At 69.9% G+C, this 20,474-nt stretch carries 16 protein-coding genes and 3 pseudogenes; 8 read left to right on the top strand and 11 right to left on the bottom strand.

Features of this window, described 5'->3' with window-relative positions:
- Positions 1-195: 195 nt before the first annotated feature.
- Both ACZ6CL_RS17625 and ACZ6CL_RS17630 read right to left on the bottom strand, forming a co-directional pair.
- Complete coding sequence (locus ACZ6CL_RS17625) at positions 196-1,062, bottom strand: hypothetical protein (protein ID WP_468937011.1); 867 nt, start codon at positions 1,060-1,062, stop codon at positions 196-198.
- Positions 1,063-1,277: 215 nt separating this feature from the next.
- A pseudogene (locus ACZ6CL_RS17630) lies at positions 1,278-1,421 on the bottom strand (flavin reductase family protein); the annotation flags it as partial.
- Positions 1,422-1,499: 78 nt separating this feature from the next.
- Here ACZ6CL_RS17630 and ACZ6CL_RS17635 point away from each other — a divergent pair.
- From ACZ6CL_RS17635 to ACZ6CL_RS17650, 4 genes and pseudogenes are all read left to right on the top strand, one after another.
- On the top strand, positions 1,500-1,907 hold the full coding sequence (locus tag ACZ6CL_RS17635) for a recombinase family protein (RefSeq protein WP_468937012.1): 408 nt from the start codon (positions 1,500-1,502) through the stop codon (positions 1,905-1,907).
- A gap of 724 nt (positions 1,908-2,631) precedes the next feature.
- The gene (locus ACZ6CL_RS17640; RefSeq protein WP_468937127.1) at positions 2,632-3,543 is read left to right on the top strand and encodes a MerR family transcriptional regulator; all 912 of its coding nucleotides are present in this window, start codon (positions 2,632-2,634) and stop codon (positions 3,541-3,543) included.
- Between the two features lie 130 nt (positions 3,544-3,673).
- Positions 3,674-3,937: pseudogene (locus tag ACZ6CL_RS17645) on the top strand (leucine zipper domain-containing protein); the annotation flags it as partial.
- A 10-nt stretch (positions 3,938-3,947) separates the two neighbouring features.
- Positions 3,948-4,079, top strand: coding sequence for a hypothetical protein (locus ACZ6CL_RS17650; RefSeq protein ID WP_468937138.1), 132 nt, complete (start codon positions 3,948-3,950; stop codon positions 4,077-4,079).
- On the opposite strand, the pseudogene ACZ6CL_RS17655 reads toward ACZ6CL_RS17650, so the two are convergent.
- A pseudogene (locus tag ACZ6CL_RS17655) lies at positions 4,060-4,222 on the bottom strand (IS5/IS1182 family transposase); the annotation flags it as partial. The gene ACZ6CL_RS17650 and the pseudogene ACZ6CL_RS17655 overlap by 20 nt on opposite strands.
- Positions 4,223-4,351: 129 nt before the next feature.
- Between ACZ6CL_RS17655 and ACZ6CL_RS17660 the strand changes: the two are divergent.
- Positions 4,352-4,567, top strand: a complete 216-nt coding sequence (locus ACZ6CL_RS17660; RefSeq protein ID WP_468937128.1) for a PadR family transcriptional regulator — start codon at positions 4,352-4,354, stop codon at positions 4,565-4,567.
- A gap of 86 nt (positions 4,568-4,653) precedes the next feature.
- On the opposite strand, the gene ACZ6CL_RS17665 is transcribed toward ACZ6CL_RS17660, so the two are convergent.
- Together ACZ6CL_RS17665 and ACZ6CL_RS17670 are read right to left on the bottom strand one after the other, a co-directional pair.
- Complete coding sequence (locus tag ACZ6CL_RS17665) at positions 4,654-5,586, bottom strand: aminoglycoside phosphotransferase family protein (protein WP_468937013.1); 933 nt, start codon at positions 5,584-5,586, stop codon at positions 4,654-4,656.
- A gap of 196 nt (positions 5,587-5,782) precedes the next feature.
- Positions 5,783-6,442 (bottom strand): TetR/AcrR family transcriptional regulator, encoded by a 660-nt coding sequence (locus ACZ6CL_RS17670; RefSeq protein WP_468937014.1) that lies wholly within the window; start codon positions 6,440-6,442, stop codon positions 5,783-5,785.
- Between the two features lie 840 nt (positions 6,443-7,282).
- Between ACZ6CL_RS17670 and ACZ6CL_RS17675 the strand changes: the two genes are divergently transcribed.
- Positions 7,283-8,146: a Rossmann-fold NAD(P)-binding domain-containing protein gene (locus ACZ6CL_RS17675; RefSeq protein WP_468937129.1), complete on the top strand. Its 864-nt coding sequence runs from the start codon at positions 7,283-7,285 to the stop codon at positions 8,144-8,146.
- 917 nt (positions 8,147-9,063) lie between these two features.
- Here the strand turns inward: ACZ6CL_RS17675 and ACZ6CL_RS17680 are convergent.
- From ACZ6CL_RS17680 to ACZ6CL_RS17700, 5 genes are all read right to left on the bottom strand, one after another.
- Positions 9,064-9,969, bottom strand: coding sequence for a class I SAM-dependent methyltransferase (locus ACZ6CL_RS17680; RefSeq protein ID WP_468937015.1), 906 nt, complete (start codon positions 9,967-9,969; stop codon positions 9,064-9,066).
- Positions 9,970-10,049: 80 nt separating this feature from the next.
- The gene (locus ACZ6CL_RS17685; protein WP_468937130.1) at positions 10,050-11,156 is read right to left on the bottom strand and encodes an NAD(P)-dependent alcohol dehydrogenase; all 1,107 of its coding nucleotides are present in this window, start codon (positions 11,154-11,156) and stop codon (positions 10,050-10,052) included.
- Positions 11,157-11,158: 2 nt separating this feature from the next.
- Entirely contained in the window at positions 11,159-12,562 is a 1,404-nt protein-coding gene (locus tag ACZ6CL_RS17690; RefSeq protein ID WP_468937016.1) for an aldehyde dehydrogenase family protein, read from the bottom strand.
- 8 nt (positions 12,563-12,570) lie between these two features.
- Entirely contained in the window at positions 12,571-13,326 is a 756-nt protein-coding gene (locus ACZ6CL_RS17695; RefSeq protein ID WP_468937131.1) for a (5-formylfuran-3-yl)methyl phosphate synthase, read from the bottom strand.
- Positions 13,327-13,848: 522 nt separating this feature from the next.
- Entirely contained in the window at positions 13,849-15,099 is a 1,251-nt protein-coding gene (locus ACZ6CL_RS17700; protein ID WP_468937017.1) for a histidine decarboxylase, read from the bottom strand.
- 482 nt (positions 15,100-15,581) lie between these two features.
- Here ACZ6CL_RS17700 and ACZ6CL_RS17705 point away from each other — a divergent pair, with 482 nt between their 5' ends.
- Together ACZ6CL_RS17705 and ACZ6CL_RS17710 are read left to right on the top strand one after the other, a co-directional pair.
- On the top strand, positions 15,582-16,022 hold the full coding sequence (locus tag ACZ6CL_RS17705; protein ID WP_468937018.1) for a DUF6153 family protein: 441 nt from the start codon (positions 15,582-15,584) through the stop codon (positions 16,020-16,022).
- Positions 16,023-16,116: 94 nt separating this feature from the next.
- On the top strand, positions 16,117-17,721 hold the full coding sequence (locus ACZ6CL_RS17710; protein ID WP_468937019.1) for a multicopper oxidase family protein: 1,605 nt from the start codon (positions 16,117-16,119) through the stop codon (positions 17,719-17,721).
- A gap of 447 nt (positions 17,722-18,168) precedes the next feature.
- Here ACZ6CL_RS17710 and ACZ6CL_RS17715 read toward each other — a convergent pair whose 3' ends face one another.
- The gene (locus tag ACZ6CL_RS17715; protein WP_468937020.1) at positions 18,169-20,421 is read right to left on the bottom strand and encodes a heavy metal translocating P-type ATPase; all 2,253 of its coding nucleotides are present in this window, start codon (positions 20,419-20,421) and stop codon (positions 18,169-18,171) included.
- Positions 20,422-20,474 lie beyond the last annotated feature (53 nt).

Below are 20,474 nucleotides of genomic sequence, written 5' to 3' on the forward strand. Positions count from 1 at the left end.
CCCCGGCTGCTGCTGCGGCCTGGAGGCACGGCGCGGGTGGCCCTACATCGCCCGCGGCGAAGAGATAGGGCTCGGTCACGACTCCATGCCGCACGTGGAACACACCAGCGGGACGGGTCCGGCTCCACCCCGGCGAGAACAGCACGGCCCCGTCTATCCCTCCTCGCGAACCGAGTCAGCCGCCGCCCAGACGGTTCAACGCAGGGCTTGTACCGGCACCCCGCGTGTCATAAGCGCCGTCTTCACAGCCACCGCCGGATCGGGAGAACCGGCCCATCTGCGGACCTCGTCATCCGCCACGCGCACCGTGGGCAGCCAGCCGTACCGGGGCGGAAGGAGGTCGGCGAGGGTGTCCCGGAACGCGCGCTGCCGGTGTCGCCCGCCCTGACCGGGGAAGAGCGGTGGGCAGGGGCGGGCGAATCCGCCGCCGGGTTCACGCCCGGCCAGGTCACGGGCCCGGCTCAGCCACGCCTCACGGTCGAACCCGAGCACCACCTCGGGCGGATAGTGGGCAAGCGTCAGCGCCCGTGCCCCGGTGAAGTGCTGGCGCTCGTCGACCTCGACGATTTGACACCGCCCGTCAGCGTAGGCGAGGACAACATCAAGACGCCGCCGCTCGCGAGGCGGCGCCACCTGCGGCAACTCCAGGCCGGTGAGCGCCGCATAGACGGCCTGCACCAACGGCCACGTGCCAGCGCACTCGGCGCGGCCCGGGCGCAGCAGCCAGTCGGGGCAGGCTTCGACTGCCAACTCGGCGCACACCGCCTGCCTGAGCAGGCGCACCATGATGGTCTGGGGGCGTTCGGTCACCCGGTCGACTCCGGGATGGTGGTGGGGGCGTCGACGCAGTCTTGGCGGGCGCACCTGTGCCCGGCTGAGCGCCGTCGGCTTCCGTCCGGTCCGGTCGGCCAGCGCAGGCGGCCAAGGCCGGATGCCGACCCACGAAGCCGGGATGTAGTGAACGGCGTGCACGCCGGTCCCCTGCGCGTACGGCGCGCCGCACCCGGCCAGCCAGCCCACCAGCCTTTCCACCCCGTCCTGCGGCAACGGACGCTCCACCATCCGTGCGTCCAGTTCCTCCGCCCCATTCCGCCACCCCATGCGAAACCCCCTCCTGCGGCTCCGTCAGCCCGCCACGGTCGTAGTACCCCTGGTACGTGACCTGTCCACTCTCGTGGAAGGGGTGCGGCGGGCTATGCCCGTCTCCTGTGCAAGCGATGGTTGCCCACTGCTTCTGACCTGGGCTAACGTCCAGCTCTCCGACACCGCTTTCCTCAGAACTTCGCAGGGGCGAGGTTCGCCGTGTGGGTGTCCGGGTTGATGGTGGACACCCAGGCGATCGGCCGGGGCACGACGACCGAGGTCAGCAGCTTGTAGAAGGGGTTCCGGCCGACGGTCTCAGGATCAAAGTCGATACGCATACGGCCCAGTATCCGCAACCCGGACCGTCCGCCCCAACGACGATCCGCGATCTCACCCAACCCCCGAGTTCCACGAAGGTGCCCGGTGCCGGAAGACACGAGCAAGACTTCGACATCCCGCCCCAGGCCCGCCGCGGCCGGGTCACCCTCAACCTGTACGACCAGCTCTCCGCGTACGCCTCGAAGCACCCAGCCGCCTACCTGCGGATCTCTTCCGACCGCTTCGGCCTCGAAGCCGGGGTCGACCGCCAGCACGAGGACGCCGAGAACACGCGCTTCGCCAAGATCTACAAGGAGAACGACACCTCCGCCTTCAACACGCGCAAGGTGGTCCGCGACGACGGCTCGATCGACTGGGTGCTCATCCGCCCGAAGTTCCGCGAACTCCTGGCCGATCTGGCCAGCGGGGTCATCGACGGAGTGATCTTCTACGACCTGGACCGCCTGGTCCGAATACGCCCAGCGACCGGCACATGGTCCGGATGATGTGCGTGAGGGCGCTGAAGCCCTCCGAGGGCACTTCACGCCGCCGTCGCCCGCCTCCACCTCGCCTGCGCCCAGGCAGGTAGGCATCTTCGACGACTGCCTCACCGGCGAGACGTCCTACAGCATCGCCACCAAGCTCAACCAGAACAGCGTCAAGCCACCCGCGGCGAAGCTCTGGTCCTCCACCATGCGTTACCGCCCTTCTGCTGTGGCTGGTCACGGCGTGCCATGCCCCTGCAGCATGGCGCGATCGCGACAAGCGTGCCCTGTGGGCTGCCTTCTTCTTTCTCAGCGTCGTCATGACGATCGACCGGTGAAGATCGCGTCGTCCGTGGACGCCCTCGTCCACATCCCCAACTTCGCCGCTCTGATCAAGCACCTGAGCGGCCTCGGGCCCACACACCCTGTGCTGGTGTTCGTGCACACCATGTCGGAGCAGGGCACAGGCGTCTCAAGCAGCACCGGGCCGTGGCGACCCGGTTTGACGAACTTTCGGTTCGGTTCGAGGCGACGGTTCAGGTCGCGGCGATTCATCAGTGAGGGTGACCCCTCAGCCTGCCGTCGTGCGGATACCCCAGCAGGAAACGACGGCCCCGCGGTCATTACAGAGGAAGGGCGCATCTCCTGGCATTGGCGCGGGGCGGTGTGTACGGGGTTGCACCTTACGTAGCGGCATGTGGTCCGGTGGACTTACGTCCCGATCCCTTGAGGAAGGTCCATGCTCATGCATTCGTCTTTCATGCCACCCCGCCAGGTCAAGATCGGTGACGCGGCGGCCTTCGCCGGCAGCACGCCACGGGCGATTCGCCACTACCACGCGATCGGTCTGCTCCCGGAGCCTGAGCGGGGCGGGGATGACCGCCGCCGCTACGGGTACGAGGACATGATCCGCCTGCTGTGGATTCGCAAGATGGCCGACGCCGGCATCGCCCTGGACGACATCCGTGACGCCTTTACCACCGGCATGGCTTCCGCCGGTGCGGACGGCGGAGACGGTATCGCGGGCATCCTGGAGCGGTTGGAGGAAACCCTCGCCGAGCAGGAGGCGGAATTGCGGCGGCAACGGACCGCCGTGCAGCGAATGCGCACCGAAGGCAGCCGGATGGGCCTGCTCTCCGACTTCGTCACCAAACGCCTCAAGAGCCTGCCCGAGGGCTCCCTGCGTCAGGCGGACTTGGACAGTCTGCTGGTCACTGAGCGGATCTTCGGCCCGCTCGGCGCGGCCATCCAGGCCACCCGCTTCGTCGTCCTGGCCACGCATCCCACTCTGCGGGAGGATTCCGACCGCATCGATGACGCCGAGGAGGCACTCGATGACAGCGTCGCCGTCGATGATCCACGGGTGGCTCAAGTGGCCGTCGAGCGGCACGCCTTCGAATGTGCCCTGCAGGCCGTCATCGAGGAGTCCGGCCTGGGCAAGGACGACGACGCCCTCTGCGACGCCTGGGACACATTGCACCCTGCTGCCACCGATGACGGCGAGGACGAGGCCGACCTCAGCTCTGGCAGGCGGGAGGCTGACTCCATGAGCGTGTTCGAAGCCACCGGCAAGATGCCCTACGACTTCTCCCCAGCCCGCCTGCGCTGTATGGAACTGGCCGAAGAGCTATCCGCCCAAGACTCACCCGCCACCTAAAACACGGCCTAGATGTGCTGTCCCGGCACGTTGGTGACACGCGACGCGCCATGAGGGGTGCTTGGAAGAGGCGAGGGCCTCCGGTTTCGGTGTGGATTGCGACATCTGTACCGGCACCAGGAGGCCCTCGTTGATCCACCGTAATGCCCCGCTGACTCCGACCGGCAGGCTGCGTCTGGCCCGGTGTGTCATCGAGGACGGATGGCCGCTGCGCCGGGCTGCCGAACGGTTCCAGGTCAGCCACACCACCGCCACCCGCTGGGCCCAGCGCTACCGCCGCCACGGCATCGCGGGCCTGCACGACCGCTCCAGCCGCCCCCACCACTCACCACACCGGACACCGCCCGCTGTGGAGGAAACCGTGGTCCGGATGCGGCGCGAGCAATCGTGGGGGGACCATGCGCTTGACGAGGGAAGTACGCCAGCAACTGCTGGACCAGAACGAGGGCTTCGAGCTGGAGACCAGCTACGAGGGAAAGAACTTCCGCGAGTACCGGCGGTACCGGATCAGGGCGTGCCCACGGCGTCATCTTTGACCTGCACGTGTTCCAGCAGCTTTGCCCAGGTTCCGTCCCGGCCAGGGACCATAACGCTCGGGCAGGTCACGCCAGGGTGCCCCGGTGGATCCGCCACATCCGACGCTCCCCGCCTGACGACTACGTCCTGAAGGCCGCCCACGCCAAGTTCCGGCCCACCCACCCCCTTCGACGACATCGCCGTCGAGCGCATCCGCATCACCAAGCCCACGCGCGCCCTCCTGCACGATCTGCTCGCCCGACCGCAACAGGAGTTCTACGGCGCCGAGGTCATCGCACGCACCGGACTCGATCCAGGAACCGTCTATCCCCGGCTCAAGAAACTCGAACGAACGGGCTGGCTGACCAGCCGACTCGAAGATGACGTCACCTGGATGAACAGAGCCACCCCAGGACGCGGCCCCGGCAAACGCCGCACCTTCTACACCCTCACACCCGAGGGCCACCGCGCTGCCCGCCACGAAACCCAACACCGCACCGCAGCCTGAAGAATCCGACAGATCATCCGAAACAAACCCCGATAAGAAGCCTGGACAACACGGAATCGAGATGTCGTTGTACAAGTGCCTTGTCATCAGCTTGTCGTTCGGTCCAGCCGCAAATGGGAGGCGAGGATCTCCTCAAGAACGAACGACGCATCCGGCGGCAGGCCATCGCCATCACGAACCGCTCCGGCGCAGACGACCAGGGCCTTCCAGAGCGCCCAGGCCCGTCCACGCTCCCAGGTCGCCTCGTCTACGCCTAGCCGATCACGGAACGCGGCGCGGCTCTTGCCGGTCAGCATCGTCCAGGCGATCGACAGATCGCAGGCCGGGTCTCCGACTCCGCAGGTGCCGAAGTCGATAACGGCCGCGAGCGCACCGTCCTTCACCAGAAGGTTCCCCGAGGCCATGTCACCGTGGAACCAGACTGGCTTACCGTCCCACGAGGCTCGCAACGCCCGTTCCCAGATCTCCTCGGCGATCTCGGTCCGGATCAGACCATCCAACGTCTCCAGGGCTGCCCGGGCCCACCGGTCGTAGGTCGTCAGTGGCCCGCCTCGGAACCAATTGTGCAATCCCGGACCCGGTCCGCCTGTCGGGTCGATCCGCCGCAGGGACACGAGGAACTCCGCAAGGTGAATGGCGAAGGCGGTCATGTCCTCGACGACGGCACGGGCCGCAGGTTCGCCACCGATCCACCGATAGACCGACCAGTTATGCGGAAAGCCCTCATCAGGCACGCCTTCGGCCAGCGGAACCGGGACCTCCAACGGCAACGCGGGGGCGAGAACCGGCAGCCACCGGTGCTCCTTCTCCACCGCCAGCGCGTACTCCGCGGCAGTCGGCAGCCGCACCAGCATCTCGTCACCGAGGCGAAAGGTGCGGTTGTCCCAGCCCTGCACATCGACCGGCCGGACCTCAAGGTCCGACCACTGCGGGAACTGCGCGGCGATCAACCTGCCCGCCACCGCGGCGTCGACTGGTTTCCGGTCCGGCAACGGCAAAACCTCGGGCGTCCCGTTCATCGGAGGCGACCGTACGGCGCCCCATCGGATCACCGCAATCGATTTCCGATCGCACGAACTCAATCCGGGAACCGCCTGCCCCCCCACCAGCTCAAGCGGCTCGAAGCAATGCACCCCAGGCCGCTGCCCCGGCAAAGGCCGCACGTACTCGCCCGAAATGCCCACCGCCCAGTGGAGTCAGGACGGTCCCAGATGATCACGCACTGTCGAGTCTGGCGACTCTGTCGATGATGGCGTCGGCGGCGCTCGGTTCGATCCAGGGCATCCGGGAGACCGCGCGCTGGTGCGCCAGGCCGTGCAGGCATACCCAGAGGGTGACCGCGTCCGTCTGCGGGTCGGTGGTTGCCGATTGCCCTGCCGCACCACAGTCGGCGAGGGCTTCGGCAAGCAACTCCATGGTGTCCGCACCGAGGGTCGTCAGATCCTCGGCTGTCAGCGAGTTCTCCCCCAGGGTCGGCATCCACTGACCTCCGAACATGGCGCGGTAGCGCCCGGGGTGTTCCTCCGCGTAGCCGAGATAGGCGCGACACAGGGCGTACAGCCGATCCCGGGCATCATCACCGGCGGCATTCGCGGCGGCCCTGAGGTGGGATTCCAGGGCGGTGAACTCCCGTCGGACCACAGCCAGCATGATGGCCGGCTGGTCGGGGAAGTGCGGGTAGATCGACGGAGCGGAGATGCCGATCTTGCGAGCGACCGACCGCAGGGTGATCGTCCGCTCGTCTCCGGTCTCGTGCAGCAGGGTGGTGGCGGCATCGACGATGTCATCGCGCAGGCGGCTCCCTTCGCCGCGCCGGTTTCGTTCTCGTGATACTCGCTTCGGCGTGCGCTGACTCGTCGCGTCGCTTGTGTTCACACCCGTAACCTTACGCAAGAAGATTGCCGCCTGGGGCTCCTCGCGTGCACGTCATCGCACCGCCCGTCACCCCAGATGGGAGCTCCGTGCACAGCGCCCGACCCGGACTGGGGGGGTGTCGTGCCGGTGCCGTCGGCCCGGTCGCCCGCGACAGGCCACACACCCGACCGCACCTGCCCTTGACCCACCCGCACCCCTTGCCCCACTCCCCACTCGCCCTCCATGGGCGTTCGCCGGGCGGGTGAGGCCCGGTCGGCGCCGCCTTCGTCGTACGAGCCCCCGGGTTCAGGGAGGCACGACTCTCCGCATGGCTCCAGCAGTCGCACCTCCTGGCCCGCCTGGCCCGTGCCCAGGACGACCGAGGCGACAACCCCCTTCCCGACCTGCCCGGTTGGCTGCCCATGACTCTCCTCGGCATCGGACTCGCCGCCGGCACCGTCCAAGCCACCCGCGCCGCGCTGCGCGCCCAGCGGGGCGCCACCGGGCCGGAAGCGCTGACCGGCCAGCTTCTCGGCGCCGCCTGGGTCAGCGCCTTCGCGGCCCTCTTCCTCGCCATCACCGGTCTCGCCGCGGCCATCGACCATCCCGACATACAGACCCTGCTGTGGCCCACCGGCTCCGCGTTCGTCGTTCGGCTGCTGTACGTCGCCGAAGGCGCGGCACGCCGCAACCCGCTCCACTACGGCCTCGGTACCTGGCTCGCCCTGACCTCCACCGCGGCCCTCCTCCTCGGCAGCCCCGCCTTCTACTGGGTGCTCACCCTCGCCGGCGGCGGCGCCTACGCACTCGCCGCTCTCCGTTGTCATCGGAGCCGGATCCATCGGCTCATCCGTCGCCCACCTGCTCGCCGAGCGCGGCGAGAGCGTTCGGGTCGTGACGCGCAGGGGCTCCGGGCCCGAACACCCAGGGATCGAGCGGGTCGCCGCGGACGCTTCCGACGCCCCCCGAGTGACCGAACTGTCCCGCGGCGCCAAGGTGATCTATCACTGCGCGAACCCGCCCTCGTACACCATGTGGGAACGCCTGCTGCCACCGCTTCAGACAGCGTTGATCTCCGCCGCGAAGACGAACGACGCCGTCCTCGCCCTCACCGGCAGCCTCTACGCCTATGGTCGCCGGCCCGGAGGACTGATGGACGAGCACACCCCCATGGAGGCCACCGGACGCAAGGGCCTCCTCCGCAAACGGATGTGGGAGCAGGCCCTCGCCAGCGGCATCCGCACCGTCGAGGTCCGCGGCTCCGACTACATAGGCAAGGACGCAGCAGGCATCTACTCGCTTTCCATCGAGCAGGCCCTGGCGAAGGGCCGAGCCGCCTGGATCATGGGAAACCCGGACATGCCGCACACCTTCACCTTCAACGGCGACATGGCACGGGCTCTGATCAGGCTCGCTCGCGACGAACGGGCGTGGGGTCGCGCCTGGCACGTGCCGTCCCCGCCCGCCATCACGATCCGAGAGCTGGCCCAGCGCTGTGCAGCCGCCGCGGGCCGACCGCCGGTCAAACTGATCCAGATGCCACGCTTTGTGATGCGCTCAGCGGGGGTCGTGGTACCCATCGCCCGCGAAATGGCCGAGATGGACTACCAGTGGTACGCACCGTTCCACATGGACGCAGACGAAACCGCGGCCACCTTCGGTCTCACCGCCACCGACCTCGACACCGCTGTCCGCGACCAGGTCGGAGCCCCGGCACAGCTCTGAAGGACACCGGCCGCCGCCGCCGGCCGCAGTCGTCTCGCCCTACGACCCGGCGGCCCGTAACGCGCGGCGCGGTCATACCACTCGCTGGAAAGGGTTCGTCGCGCATGTCACCGGGACCAGCTCCCCTGACGACGTCAGACGTGATCACCGACGTGGCCACCACGGACGCCACCGGCTACGACACGAAGGCTCTGCCTGGCATCCTCACCCGGCTGAAACACCGTGGACTGCTGCCCGCCGAGCACCTGGTCGACGGCGGTTACACCTCTCTGGTCCATCTGGAGCAGGCAGCCCGGGAACACCAGTCACGGGCACCGGGCCACTGCCTGCACGACCACCGCCGACCGCGCCCGGACCGTTGGCTTTTCCCTCGTGGGGACTCCGTGACCTGCGACTCCGGGTCCGGGCCGAGCAGCGGACACCCGAATGGAAGGTCCGCTACGGAGCCGAGGACACCAGCAACGAATCCGCCCACGGACACGGCATGCGCCGCTGTCGCCACCGTGGGGGCAACCGAAAGCCCACCTGTGCGGCGCCGCACCCGCGCCGGCCCCTCCGGCCGCACCGACCACGTGACCTGTCCACCCCCGTGGAGGGATGCGTCGGCGGGAGTACGGGAGAGCGCATCCGATCTCGCGAGCGAACAACGGGCCGGGCATCGGGGCCGCGTCACCCTCTCAGTGATGGTGCGCGAAACCCCGGGCCGGGGCTCGTCGGGCAGCCCGTCGAGGCGGTCCCGCACGAATCTGGCCCGCCAGCGGCGGGTCAGCCGCTCGGCTTGGACAACACCAGCGGTTCCAGCCTGCTGTCCCCCATGCCACCAGCACACCGGGCGGTCGTTCCCGATTTCGGCGAAGGCCCGCCCGGTGTACTGGACACCGGGCCCTGTGCCGACGTCGTCGTGGGCGCTGCGGACGTCATGGCCGGGGCTTGTGCGCGAACACCCAGCGGTTGCCCTCCAGCGCGTCGTTCGGCTCGGGGAGGGGGCCGCGTCCGTGCTGGTGGGTGAAGTCGAAGGGGGTGTGTACCGAGGTGGACCAGCCCTTGGCCGTCAGGTCGCCGGCGGAGTCGGGGCGTGGTCCCTTGTCGAAGAGGTGGAGCAGGTCGATGCCGATCTGTTCTCGCGTGGCCGTGTAGATCGCGCTGTCGCGGTACTCCAGCAGGTCCTTCTCCAGCTTCGCCTCGAAGGCCAGTGCGCTGCCTTCGGTGGTCAGCCGGTCCACCGTGTCGATGAGGTACGTCTCGGTGGGGCCCGGCAGGTAGAAGAGCAGTCCCTCGGCCAGCCAGACGCTCGGTGCGTCCGGGTCGAAGCCGGCGGTGGTCAGCGCGGTGACCCAGTCTGCGCGCAGGTCGACCGGTACGGGGACGCGCTTCACCTTCGGGGTGGCCGACAGGTCCGTGAGCACTCGGTGCTTGAACGCCAGCACGCCCGCCCTGTCGATCTCGTGGACCACGCAGCCGGACGGCCAGTCCAGCCGGAAGGCGCGGGTGTCCAACCCCGCGCCCAGCAGCACCACTTGGCGGGCGTCCGTACGGACCGACCGGAGGAGGAAGTCGTCGAGGACCCTGGTCCGCAGGCCGAAGTAACGGGCGAACCGCCCCCACAGCGGGTTGCCGTCCCCGTCCGGGGCCTGCTCGATGCGCACCGGCCAGTCCGCGCACGCCGGGGCGGCGCGCACGAAGTGTTCCGCGTAGACGTCCCTGGCCAGGCTGTCGTAGCGGTGGGTCTCGATCGCCCGTGCCGCGGCGACCAGGAGGGCAGTCAGACCCACGCCCGCGTCCACGCCTTCCACGTCCGTCTGCTGCGGCGCCGTGCCGACCATGTTTCCTCCGTTGACGGAATGGGGGACTGTGAGGTGCCTGCTTGTCGGATGCGGTGCGTCCGCGGTGCTGCGTGCCTCGCTCATCGGCTTCTTCCCTCCGGAAGCAGGACGGGTTTGACCACGCGGCCCGCGTCGCAGTCGCGTTCGGCCTGGTTGATGTCGGCCAGCGGGTAGGTGCGGATCAGCTGGTCGAAGGGGAAGCGTCCGGCCTGCCACAGCCCGGTCAGCCGGGGTATCAGCAGTGCGGGTACGGCGTCCCCTTCGCAGATGTGGCGGATGATGCGGCCTCGGTCCAGGGTGCCCGGTTCGAGCGGCAGTGCGGTGTGGAGCCGTGCCACCAGGCCGAGGCTGCCGGTGGGGCGCAGTGCCCGGAGGGCATCGTTGATGAGCGGGGACGAGGCCGTGGTGTCCAGCGCGTACTGCGCGCCACCGTCAGTCAGCCGCCGGATCTGGTCGGGCAGTCCGGTCGTTCCGGCGAGCAGCGGGATCGCGCCGAACCGTTCGGCCAGGGCCAGCCGCCCGGGATGCCGGTCGACAGCCACGGTCAGCGCCCCGGCAGCGGTGGCCGCCATCACCGCGGCCAGGCCCACCGCTCCCGCGCCGAAGACCACGAAGGTGTCGCCGGGGCCGGCGCCGAAGGCGTGTAGCACGACTCCGGCGCCGGTGAGGAAGCCGCAGCCGAGCGGCCCGAGCAATTCGACGGGCAGTGCGGGGTCGACCCGGACGGCGTTGCGGGCCGGGACGAGCGCATACTCGGCGAACGAGGACTGGCCGAACCACCGGGGGGCCAGCGCTTCCCCGGTCGCGTCGGTGAGCCACGGCGCGTCCTCCTTGCGTCCGCCGAAGAGGTTCAGGGAGGTGAAGGAGTCGCAGTAGGCGGGGGCCGCGCCGCGGCAGTTGCGGCAGTGCCCGCAGGAGTCGAAGCTCAGCACGACGTGATCGCCGACGCCGATCGCGGTGTCCGGGCCGCCGCCCGTCCGCACTACGACCCCGGCCCCCTCGTGGCCGAGCACCGCCGGCAGCGGGCTGCGGCCGGCCGATCGCCGGACCGCGAGATCGGTCCTGCACATCCCGCAGCCCGCGATCTCGACCAGGATCTCGCCGTCGGCGGGTTCCGTGCACAAGGTCACCTCCTCGACCGCGAACGGGTCCTCGTACGAGCGCAGTACGGCCGCCTGGAACCTCATGGTCATGCCTCCTGCGGGCGGTGGACGACGAAGGGCCGGAGGTTGCCGTAGAGCCCCCACGGTCCGCCCGCGACGCCGACACCGCTGTTCTTGACGCCCGCGAAGGGCTGGGCAAGGGACAGTTCGGCATGGTGGTTGATCCAGGCCGTGCCGCATTCGAGCCGGTCGGCCACCGCCTCGGCCCGGTCGAGATCGGTGCCCCATACCGAGCCGCCCAGTCCGAAACCGGTGCCGTTGGCCGCGTCGACGGCTTCGTCGAGGCTCCGGTACGGCAGCACCGGCAGGACCGGTCCGAATTGCTCCTCGGTCACCACCGGGCTGCCAGGAGGGACGTCGGTGAGGATGGTGGGAGTGAAGAAGTAGCCCGGCCCGTCCAGCCGGTGGCCGCCGGCCGCCGCCCGGGCTCCATCGGCCAGGGCCTGCTTCACGACCTGCTCGACCCGGGCCAGCTGGGGGGCATTGTTGACGGGACCCAGTCGGGTGTTCGGGTCGAGGCCGGCTCCGACGGCGACGGACTTGGCGCGCTGGGCGAGGGCTTCGACGACCTCGGCGTGGAGCCGGGCCGGGGCGTAGACGCGTTTGACCGCCATGCAGACCTGCCCGCAGTTGCGGAACGCGGCCCAGAACAGCCGGTCCGTGATCCGGTCCACCTCGACGTCGTCCAGCAGGACGGCGGCGTCGTTGCCGCCCAGTTCCAGGGTGACCCGGGCGAGCGAGGCCGCCGCCGCTTCGGCGACGGCGCGCCCGGTGGGCACCGAGCCGGTGAAGGTGACGTGGCGGATGCCCGGGTGGGAGGCGAGGCGGGCGCCGAGGGGTTCGCGGCCGGTGACGACGGTCAGCACGTCCTCGGGCAGGGCGGTGGCGAGGACGGCGCCGAGCAGTCGGGTGGCGAAGGGGGTGAACGGGGACGGTTTGAGGACCATGGTGTTGCCCGCCGCGAGCGCGGGCGCCAACTTCGCCGCCGCGAGCTGGAGGGGAAAGTTCCACGGCACGATCGCGGCGACGGGTCCGAGGGACCTCCAGCGGATCTCGCTGTGCACGGGACGGCCATCGGTGATCCGCCGGGTTCTGGGGGCCAGGTCGGCGAAGTAGCGCAGGCGGGTCGCCGTACGGGCGATCTCCGCGTACGACTCGGCCAAGGGCTTGCCCTGTTCCCGGGTGAGCAACCTGGCGAGGTCGTCGCCGGCCGTCTCCACGGCATCGGCCGCCACGCGCAACGCGGTGGTGCGCGCGGCGGGGTCGGCACGCCAGTCGTGCCAGGCCCGGTGGGCCCGGTCGACCACGGCGTCCAACTCGTCCGGCTGCTGGTCGGGGGCCTCGTCGAAGGTCTCCCCAGTGGCCGGGTCGACGACGGCGAAACACGCGGCCCGGCGTCCGGGGACGCGGTCGGGCTCAGATGTCGGCATGCCGCTGGTCAGTTCACGGCGGGGGCGCCGACCGCGTGCTCCCGTGCTTGCCGGTCCATCTCCGCCCGGAAGGCGGCCACCAGATTCGGCTGAATCCTTCCGGCGTTGCGGTCGCCGCCCTCGCAGACCGCTCCGCGCACGCCCACGATGTCCGTGCCGATGCGGGTCAGCGGACCGAGGTCGGTCTGTTTGACACTGCCCGCGAGGGCGGCGAGCAGACCGGACGCGTGGGCCAACCGGACGAACTCGGCACAGACGTCCGGCGGAACGTGGTCGAACAGCCGCGTCCCGTCCTTGATGGCGGTGTCGAGCATGGCCGCGTCGGCGCCGGAGCGGGCGGCGATGTCGGGCACGGCGAGCGGGTTGACGCAGCCGACGCGGCGGGCGTCGGCGTAACCGGAGGCGACGACGATCGCGTCGGGGCGGTGGTCTTTCACCGCCCGGACGACCGCGCGCATGACCTCGATGCCCTGATCGGGCGTCGTACACCCGTAAAGGCCGACCTTGATGTACGTGGCGCCGGAGACGACCGCGCCGAGCGCGGCCTGGGCCACCGTGCCGGGCTTGTACGGGACGTCTCCCACGGTGGCCGACACCGGTTTGTCCGCCGGGACCGCGTCGCGGATCTCTCTGATGACCCAGGGGAAGTTGGCGCCGAGCGAGCCCTCGTCGGGCTTCTTGACGTCGACGATGTCGAGGTGCTCCGCCGCCTTCGCACAGACGAGGGCCTCCTCGACGCTGTCCGGGGAGATGAGAAGCAACACCATGGGCTCCTTCCGCCGCATGTCCACCTGACCGAGGGACAGGGGTGCGGATCGCCTGGTTCATGTGCGGTGCGCTCATCATTTCCGCCGCCCGTGGCCACCGGCAGAGCGTGCGGGCGCCCCTTGGGGCGCTCGTGCCCACGCAAAGTGCGCCAGCGTGCACCGTCTTGCTCCCGCCGGTCGACCGTACGGGCAGCGGCACCACCTCGTCGCCGACCGCAGCGGACCCACTTGCCGCCACGCTGACCAGCGGAAACCGGCACGATGTCATCCAAACTCATGTCCCTGCTGGATTCCATTCCCACGCAGCCGAGGCCGGCCTCGACACCGGCCCCGCCGGTGGCACACCGATCGCGACTACGACCGCGGCAGGTAACGGAGCCCGCTCCCGACGCGCGGCATCACGCCGAAACTCGCCCGCAAGGGATCCACCCGAGATCCGGCCGGGGCGCACGCTGCGCCATTGCTGAAGCCGCGCAACTCAGGTTGCTGCTCGCGCTGACCGTGTCTTCGCCCGGCCGTTCACGCCAGGTCGTCGAGGAGGCGGTCGACGGTCTCACGGGTGACGTGGGGCATGGCGACGAGGTGTGCCAGGTGTCCCTCGACGGCCAGATGCCACCGGCGGCACACGTGGGGAGCCGGCCGGTCGAAGACCACGGTGAGCGAGGCGGGGTTGCGCAGGCTGCGCCTGCCGAGGGCGGCGATGCGGTGTTCGGCGTACGCGGCGACGGACAGGCAGCGGGCGACGCGGGCCGCGAGCCCATCGCGCCCCAGCCGTCGCAGGGCGTACCACAGGAACACGGCAGCGAGCGCGTTGCGCGAGCAGGCGAGGGTGGCGTCACTGGCCCCGAGGTACTCGCCCGCCGTACCGGGGGACGGCACCAGATGGTCGCGGGCCAGGACGACACCGCAGGGCATGGGCACGCCGATCAGTTTGTGCCCGCTGATGGTGAGGGTGTCGGCGCCCGCGTCGAAGCCCCATGCGGGCGGGTTGGGAGCGAAGGCGGCCACGAGGGCGCCCAGCGCCCCGTCGACGTGCAGATGGCACTCCCCCGCGGGCGCGGTCGCCGCGCGCACCGCGGGCAGGTCATCGATGGCTCCGAGCATCGTGGTGCCGACGGTGGCGACCACGACCGCTCCCCGCCCGGCACGCCGCGCGCAGGCGTCTCGCAGCGCCTGCACATCCATGCTCCCGTCCCGCCGCGTGGGAACGGCAACCGCCTCCATGCGCAGCAACGCGGCGGCCCTGGCGACCGTGTGGTGTGCCGCCACGCTGTGGTAGAGAGGCGCCTGCGGAAGGCGTTGCCGGCCGGCGTGCGCGCCGAAGAGGTTGCCCTCGGTCCCGCCGCTGGTGACATAGCCGTACGTACGGGCCGGATCACCTCCCGCCAGACGGCAGAGGAAGCGCACCACGTGGCGCTCGAACGGCTGGCGGTCGGGCCGTGCCGGATCGCCGGGCCCGGGGTCTCCCACGGTGTTCCACAAGATGTCCAGCAGACCGCCGAACGCGCGGTAGTCGAGATCGAGATTGACCGGATACCCGACCGACGTCTCCCGCCGCCGGCGCAACGCCGCTCCGAACCGGTACACGAGTTCCCCGTCCTCCACGGCCGTGGTCCAGGGGACATCGGCGATGCCGAGGCTGTCCGCGCGGTCACGGGCCGCCGCTCCGAGCCGTCCGCCCGGTGCGGGACCCGCAGAGCGTGCCGGAGGGATCACCGCGAGCCCGTCGGAGATTCCGCCATCGGCGTACGAGGGGGTGGTCACGAGCATGGTTCCTCCGGGCGGCTACGGGGCCGTTCCCACGTCGGCCTCGGCAGGACAGTAGGGGCGGGGCGGACAACGCGACGGCCGTGCTCACCACATCACTCGTACGGGGGACGGTGTCCGAGTCGCCGGGGCGCGTCCGAGGCCCCGCGCCGACAACGCCGCCAACAGCCTGCCGCAGATGGAGCCGTGAGCCCCCCGGGGGGGGAGCCGCGTGTGCGGCACCTCGCCCGACTTCGCCGCCCCGCTGTCGCCTGATGGCCGCGATACGGCCCCAGCGGGCCCGGACTTCAGATCACGCCCGGCGACCGCCCGTGAATTCCGGGACACCGCCACGCTCAGCAGTTTCCCCTACCCGGCGGACGGCCCACCAAGAAGGAGAAAGGCAGAGACAGGCGCCCCTGAGGGCGTAAGAGCCCAGGAGAGCATTCAGCATTACCCCTACCGGGTATATTGGCGGAGTCGCTATCGGGAGCAGGGATGACGCCATGACGACAGCCGGGTCCCGGCGGGACCGCGCCCGCGGTGGCGCCGTCCGCTGGATGCGGGGCGCTGCTGTCGCACTCCTCGCCGTGCTCGCCGTGGTCGTCCACCACGAGATCCCATCCTCGGTGCGGGCGACCGCCATGACCGGGATGGCGCGCATGGCCCATGCGCCCTCGGCGACGATGTCCACGGACGGGGGCGGGCACAACAGCACCGCACAGGCTTCCGCCCCGGCCGCGCACAGTGACGGTGGGTCCTGTTCCGGCATGGCCATGCAGCACTGTTCGACCGCCGGCGTCGACGCCGTGAAGATCATGCCGCCGAGCGAGCCCTGGGGCGCCCGCGAGGTCGACGCACACGCCACCCCGACGGGTCGTTTGGTGCCCGGCACGGTGAGTCGGGCACCGCCCGACCTTTCCGTTCTCTCTCGATTGCTCCTGTAGGCCGCCTCCACGGCATCTCCGCGTCCGTTTACGCGATCAGCCGTGCCCACGTGCGACCGAACAGAAGGCACATCGAGAAAAGGACACCATCATCGTGAGCAGCATCAACCGACGCTCCGTCCTGCTGGCCGGGCTCGGCGTCGCGGGCGCGGGCGCGCTCGCCGCCTGTGGTGGCCCCGGCAGTGACACCGACGGAGCCACCGCCCTGGTCAAGCCGTCCGACCCGGCCGTGGCCGCCACCGAGAAGAAGCGGCCCAGTACCGGCGAGGTGCACAAGCTGACGCTGACCGCCGCGCCCGCCGTGCTGGAGCTGGGCGGTGGCGTCATGGCCAAGAGCTGGGCCTTCGGCGGGCAGGTCCCCGGCAAGGGGATCCGGGTGTCGGCCGGCGACACCGTGGCCGCCGAACTCTCCAACCAACTGCCGCACAAGACGGCCACGTCCATCCACTGGCACGGGCTCGCGCTGCGCAATGACATGGACGGCGTGCCCCCGGCCACCCAGACCGCCGTACGGGCCGGATCCACCTTCGCCTACCGCTTCATCGCCGAGACCCCCGGCACGTACTTCTTCCACCCACACGTCGGTGTCCAGCTCGACCGCGGGCTTTACGCGCCGCTGATCGTGGAGGACCCGAAGGAGCCGCTGTCCTACGACGACGAATGGGTCGTCGTCCTGGACGACTGGGTCGACGGCGTCACCGGCACCCCCGACGAGGTCTTCGCCGAACTGAGGCGGGGCATGGGCGGGATGGACATGGGTGGCCATGACATGGGCGACATGAGCGGGATGGACATGAGCGGAGACAAGGGCGGGAAGAACACCTCACCGTCCGCCTCCGCCTCCGGCGACGGCATGTCGATGAAGTTCATGCTGATGGGCGCCGACAGCGATCTGCTCGGCGGGGACGCCGGCGACGTGAAGTACCCGTACCACCTGATCAACGGCCGTGTCCCGGCCGACCCGCACGTGCATACCGGCAGGCCCGGCAAGCGGGTCCGCCTGCGGATCATCAACGCGGGTGGCGACACCGCCTACCGCGTCGCGCTCGGCGGCCACAAGATGACCATCACCCACACCGACGGCTTCCCCGTCGAGCACCGGCAGGCCGACGCCCTGCTGATCGGCATGGGCGAGCGCTACGACGTGCTGGTCACGCTCGCCGACGGCGTCTTCCCGCTCGTCGCGCTCGCCGAGGGGAAGAACACCACGGGCATGGCCCTGGTCCGCACCGGCTCCGGCAGGGCCCCGGAAGCCACCGTCCGCCCGAGGGAACTGAACGGCACGATCGTGACCGCCTCCCAGCTCCGCGCGGCGGATGACGTCCGGCTGCCGTCGAAGAAGGTCGACCGGGTGCACCGCATCGACCTGACCGGTGGCATGACGAAGTACAACTGGGCCATCAACGGCAAGCCGTTCGACATGAGCGATCCAACGGCCGCGCCCCTCGTGATCGAGGAAGGTCAGCGGGTCCGGCTCGACTTCGTGAACCGCACCAGCATGTGGCACCCGATGCATCTGCACGGCCACACGTACCAGCTCGGGAGTTCCGGACCCCGCAAGGACACCACGATCGTGCTGCCGAAGAAGAAGCTGTCCGTGGCCTTTGACGCCGACAACCCCGGCCGATGGATGCTCCACTGCCACAACGCCTACCACGGGGAGGCCGGGATGATGGCGCTGGTCGCCTATCAAGCCTGACGGCTCCAGGGCGCCGCTCACACCTCATGGAGCGCCATACCCCCTTAGGGTATGGTGCTCCATGAGTCCCTACCGAGGGAAGCGTGTTGTCGACGGCGGAGAAGGTGACAGCGCCCATGCCACGCGAAGACCGCGAAAATCCCGTACCCCGCGCCATGCGTCTTGCCCGACGCGCGGCATCCGACCCGCTGGTCCGCATGGTGGCGGTGGCGCTCCTCCAAGCAGTTGCCGCAAGGCTGGAGCGCCCCGTCCGCGCGACCCCCGGGCGCGCCGACTGCTGTGACACCCCGACCGGCAGATGAGCCCCTGACGCATGGGGCGCGGCATCAGGCCCCGAGTGATGGGCGAGGCAGCACGTGGCGGACACGACGGGTACCCTCCGGCTCCTGACGCCGGAGGGTACCCGCCCCCACGTGGCACGCCGCGGACAAGGATGAGGAGCAGCCCTCAGGACTGGGCGGAAAAGCGCCGCAGCCGGAGCGAGTTGCCCACCACGGAGACCGACGAGAAAGCCATCGCTGCGCCAGCGATCATCGGGTTCAGCAGGCCCGCCGCGGCCAGCGGCAGCGCGATCACGTTGTAGAGGAAAGCCCAGAAGAGGTTCGAGTGGATCGTTCCGAGAGTTTTGCGTGACAGACGGATGGCATCCGCCGCCGTTCGCAGGTCCCCTCGAACGAGGGTGAGGTCGCTTGCCTCGATGGCCGCGTCCGTCCCTGTCCCCATTGCCAAACCGAGGTCGGCCTGGGCGAGTGCGGCCGCGTCGTTGATGCCGTCACCAACCATGGCGACACTGTGGCCCTCCCCCTGCAGACGCTTGACCACATCCGCCTTGTCCTCGGGCATGACCTCGGCGATCACCTTGTCGATCCCGACCTCCGCCGCGACGGTGTCGGCCACCGCCTTGTTGTCGCCGGTGAGCAGGATCGGGGTGAGGCCCAGGGCACGCAGCCGGCTGATTGCCTCAGGACTGGTCTCCTTGATCGCGTCTGCGACCTCCAGCACTGCCCGTGCCGCGCCGTCCCAGGCCACCACGACCGCGGTCCGCCCCGCGGCCTCCGCCTCCGTCTTGACCCGTTCCATGTCGGCCGGCAGGCGGATCTCCCACTCGTCCAGCAGCTTTTGGCGACCCACGAGCACCGCATGCCCCTCGACGACCCCTTGAATGCCCAGACCGGCGACATTGGCGAAGTCCTCGGGGACCGGGAGCGCGCCGACCTTCTGCGTTGCGCCCTCGGCTACGGCGCGGGCGATCGGATGCTCGGAGGCGTTCTCCAAAGCGCCCGCCAGACGCAGGACTTCGGCCTCGTCCTCCTCGGTCCGCACCGCGACCAGGGTCATCTGGCCAGTGGTGACGGTGCCCGTCTTGTCCAGTACAACGGTGTCGACCTTGCGGGCGGTTTCCAGAACCTCGGGTCCTTTGATGAGGATGCCCACCTGGGCGCCGCGGCCGGTGCCCACCATGATGGCCGTCGGAGTGGCAAGGCCCAGGGCGCACGGGCAAGCTATGATCAGCACGGCGACAGCGGCCGTGAACGCCGCTGTCAATCCGGCCCCGTTGCCGAGCCAGAAGCCGAATGTGCCCATCGCGAGGGCGATCACGATGGGGACGAAGACGGCCGAGATCCGGTCGGCGAGCCGCTGCGCCGCGGCCTTTCCGTTCTGCGCGTCCTCCACCAGCTTCGCCATCCGGGCGAGCTGGGTGTCGGCACCGACCCGGGTGGCCTCGACGACGAGCCGTCCGCTGGTGTTCAAGGTGGCACCGGCGACGCTGTCCCCGACGACGACCTCCACCGGCATGGACTCCCCGGTGAGCATCGAGGCGTCGACGGCCGACGAGCCCTCGACCACCGTCCCATCGGTGGCGATCTTCTCCCCGGGACGCACCAGGAAGCGGTCACCGGTGTGCAGGTCTGCGGTAGGGATCGTGAACTCTCCCCCGTCGCGCAGGACGGTGACCTCCTTGGCCCCGAGTTCGAGCAGGGCCTTGAGCGCCGCACCCGCCATCCGCTTGGATCGCGCCTCGAAGTAACGCCCCGCCAGGATGAAGGCGGTGACGCCGGCGGCAGCCTCCAGATAGATGTTGCCCGCACCATCGCTGCGGCCGATCGTCAGCTCGAAGGCGTGCGTCATGCCTGGAGTGCCCGCGGTACCGAAGAACAGCGCCCACAGCGACCACAGGAACGCTGCGGAAGTCCCCACCGAGATCAGGGTGTCCATCGTCGCCGCACCGTGCCGGGCATTGATCCAGGCCGCGCGGTGGAAGGGCCAGGCCGCGTAGGTGACCACAGGGGCGGCCAGCGTCAGGGAGAGCCACTGCCAGTACTCGAACTGCAACGCGGGAACCATGGCCATCGCGATCACCGGCACAGCGAGCACGACGGTGGCCACCAGCCGCTGACGCAGGGACCGCAGTTCGCCGGTCTCCTCCTCCGCCGCTTCCGCTCCCTCGGCGGCAGGCTCACTGCGCCGCGGGGTCGGCTGTTCGGCGGTGTAGCCCGTCGCCTCGACCGTGGCGATCAGATCGCTGACGGACACGCTCTCACCGCGGTAGCTGACCTTCGCCTTCTCGGTCGCGTAGTTGACGGTCGCCTCGACCCCGTCCATGCGGTTGAGCCGCTTCTCGATCCGCGCTGCGCACGAGGCGCAGGTCATGCCACCGATAGCGAGTTCAACCTCGCCGGTTTCGGTGAGATTCGTCATCAATGCTCCTCAAGAGGGAAAGCTGGGCCCGCACGGGGGTTTGCGGGCCCAGC

The sequence above is a fragment of the Streptomyces sp. NPDC041200 genome, from assembly GCF_055591805.1.

Coding starts and splice junctions, on each gene's coding strand:
- ACZ6CL_RS17625 (WP_468937011.1), bottom strand. CDS start 1,062: ATGGTGGAGCGTCCGTTGCCGCAGGACGGGGTGGAAAGGCTGGTGGGC.
- ACZ6CL_RS17640 (WP_468937127.1), top strand. CDS start 2,632: ATGCATTCGTCTTTCATGCCACCCCGCCAGGTCAAGATCGGTGACGCG.
- ACZ6CL_RS17665 (WP_468937013.1), bottom strand. CDS start 5,586: ATGAACGGGACGCCCGAGGTTTTGCCGTTGCCGGACCGGAAACCAGTC.
- ACZ6CL_RS17680 (WP_468937015.1), bottom strand. CDS start 9,969: ATGGTCGGCACGGCGCCGCAGCAGACGGACGTGGAAGGCGTGGACGCG.
- ACZ6CL_RS17685 (WP_468937130.1), bottom strand. CDS start 11,156: ATGAGGTTCCAGGCGGCCGTACTGCGCTCGTACGAGGACCCGTTCGCG.
- ACZ6CL_RS17690 (WP_468937016.1), bottom strand. CDS start 12,562: ATGCCGACATCTGAGCCCGACCGCGTCCCCGGACGCCGGGCCGCGTGT.
- ACZ6CL_RS17700 (WP_468937017.1), bottom strand. CDS start 15,099: ATGCTCGTGACCACCCCCTCGTACGCCGATGGCGGAATCTCCGACGGG.
- ACZ6CL_RS17705 (WP_468937018.1), top strand. CDS start 15,582: ATGACGACAGCCGGGTCCCGGCGGGACCGCGCCCGCGGTGGCGCCGTC.
- ACZ6CL_RS17715 (WP_468937020.1), bottom strand. CDS start 20,421: ATGACGAATCTCACCGAAACCGGCGAGGTTGAACTCGCTATCGGTGGC.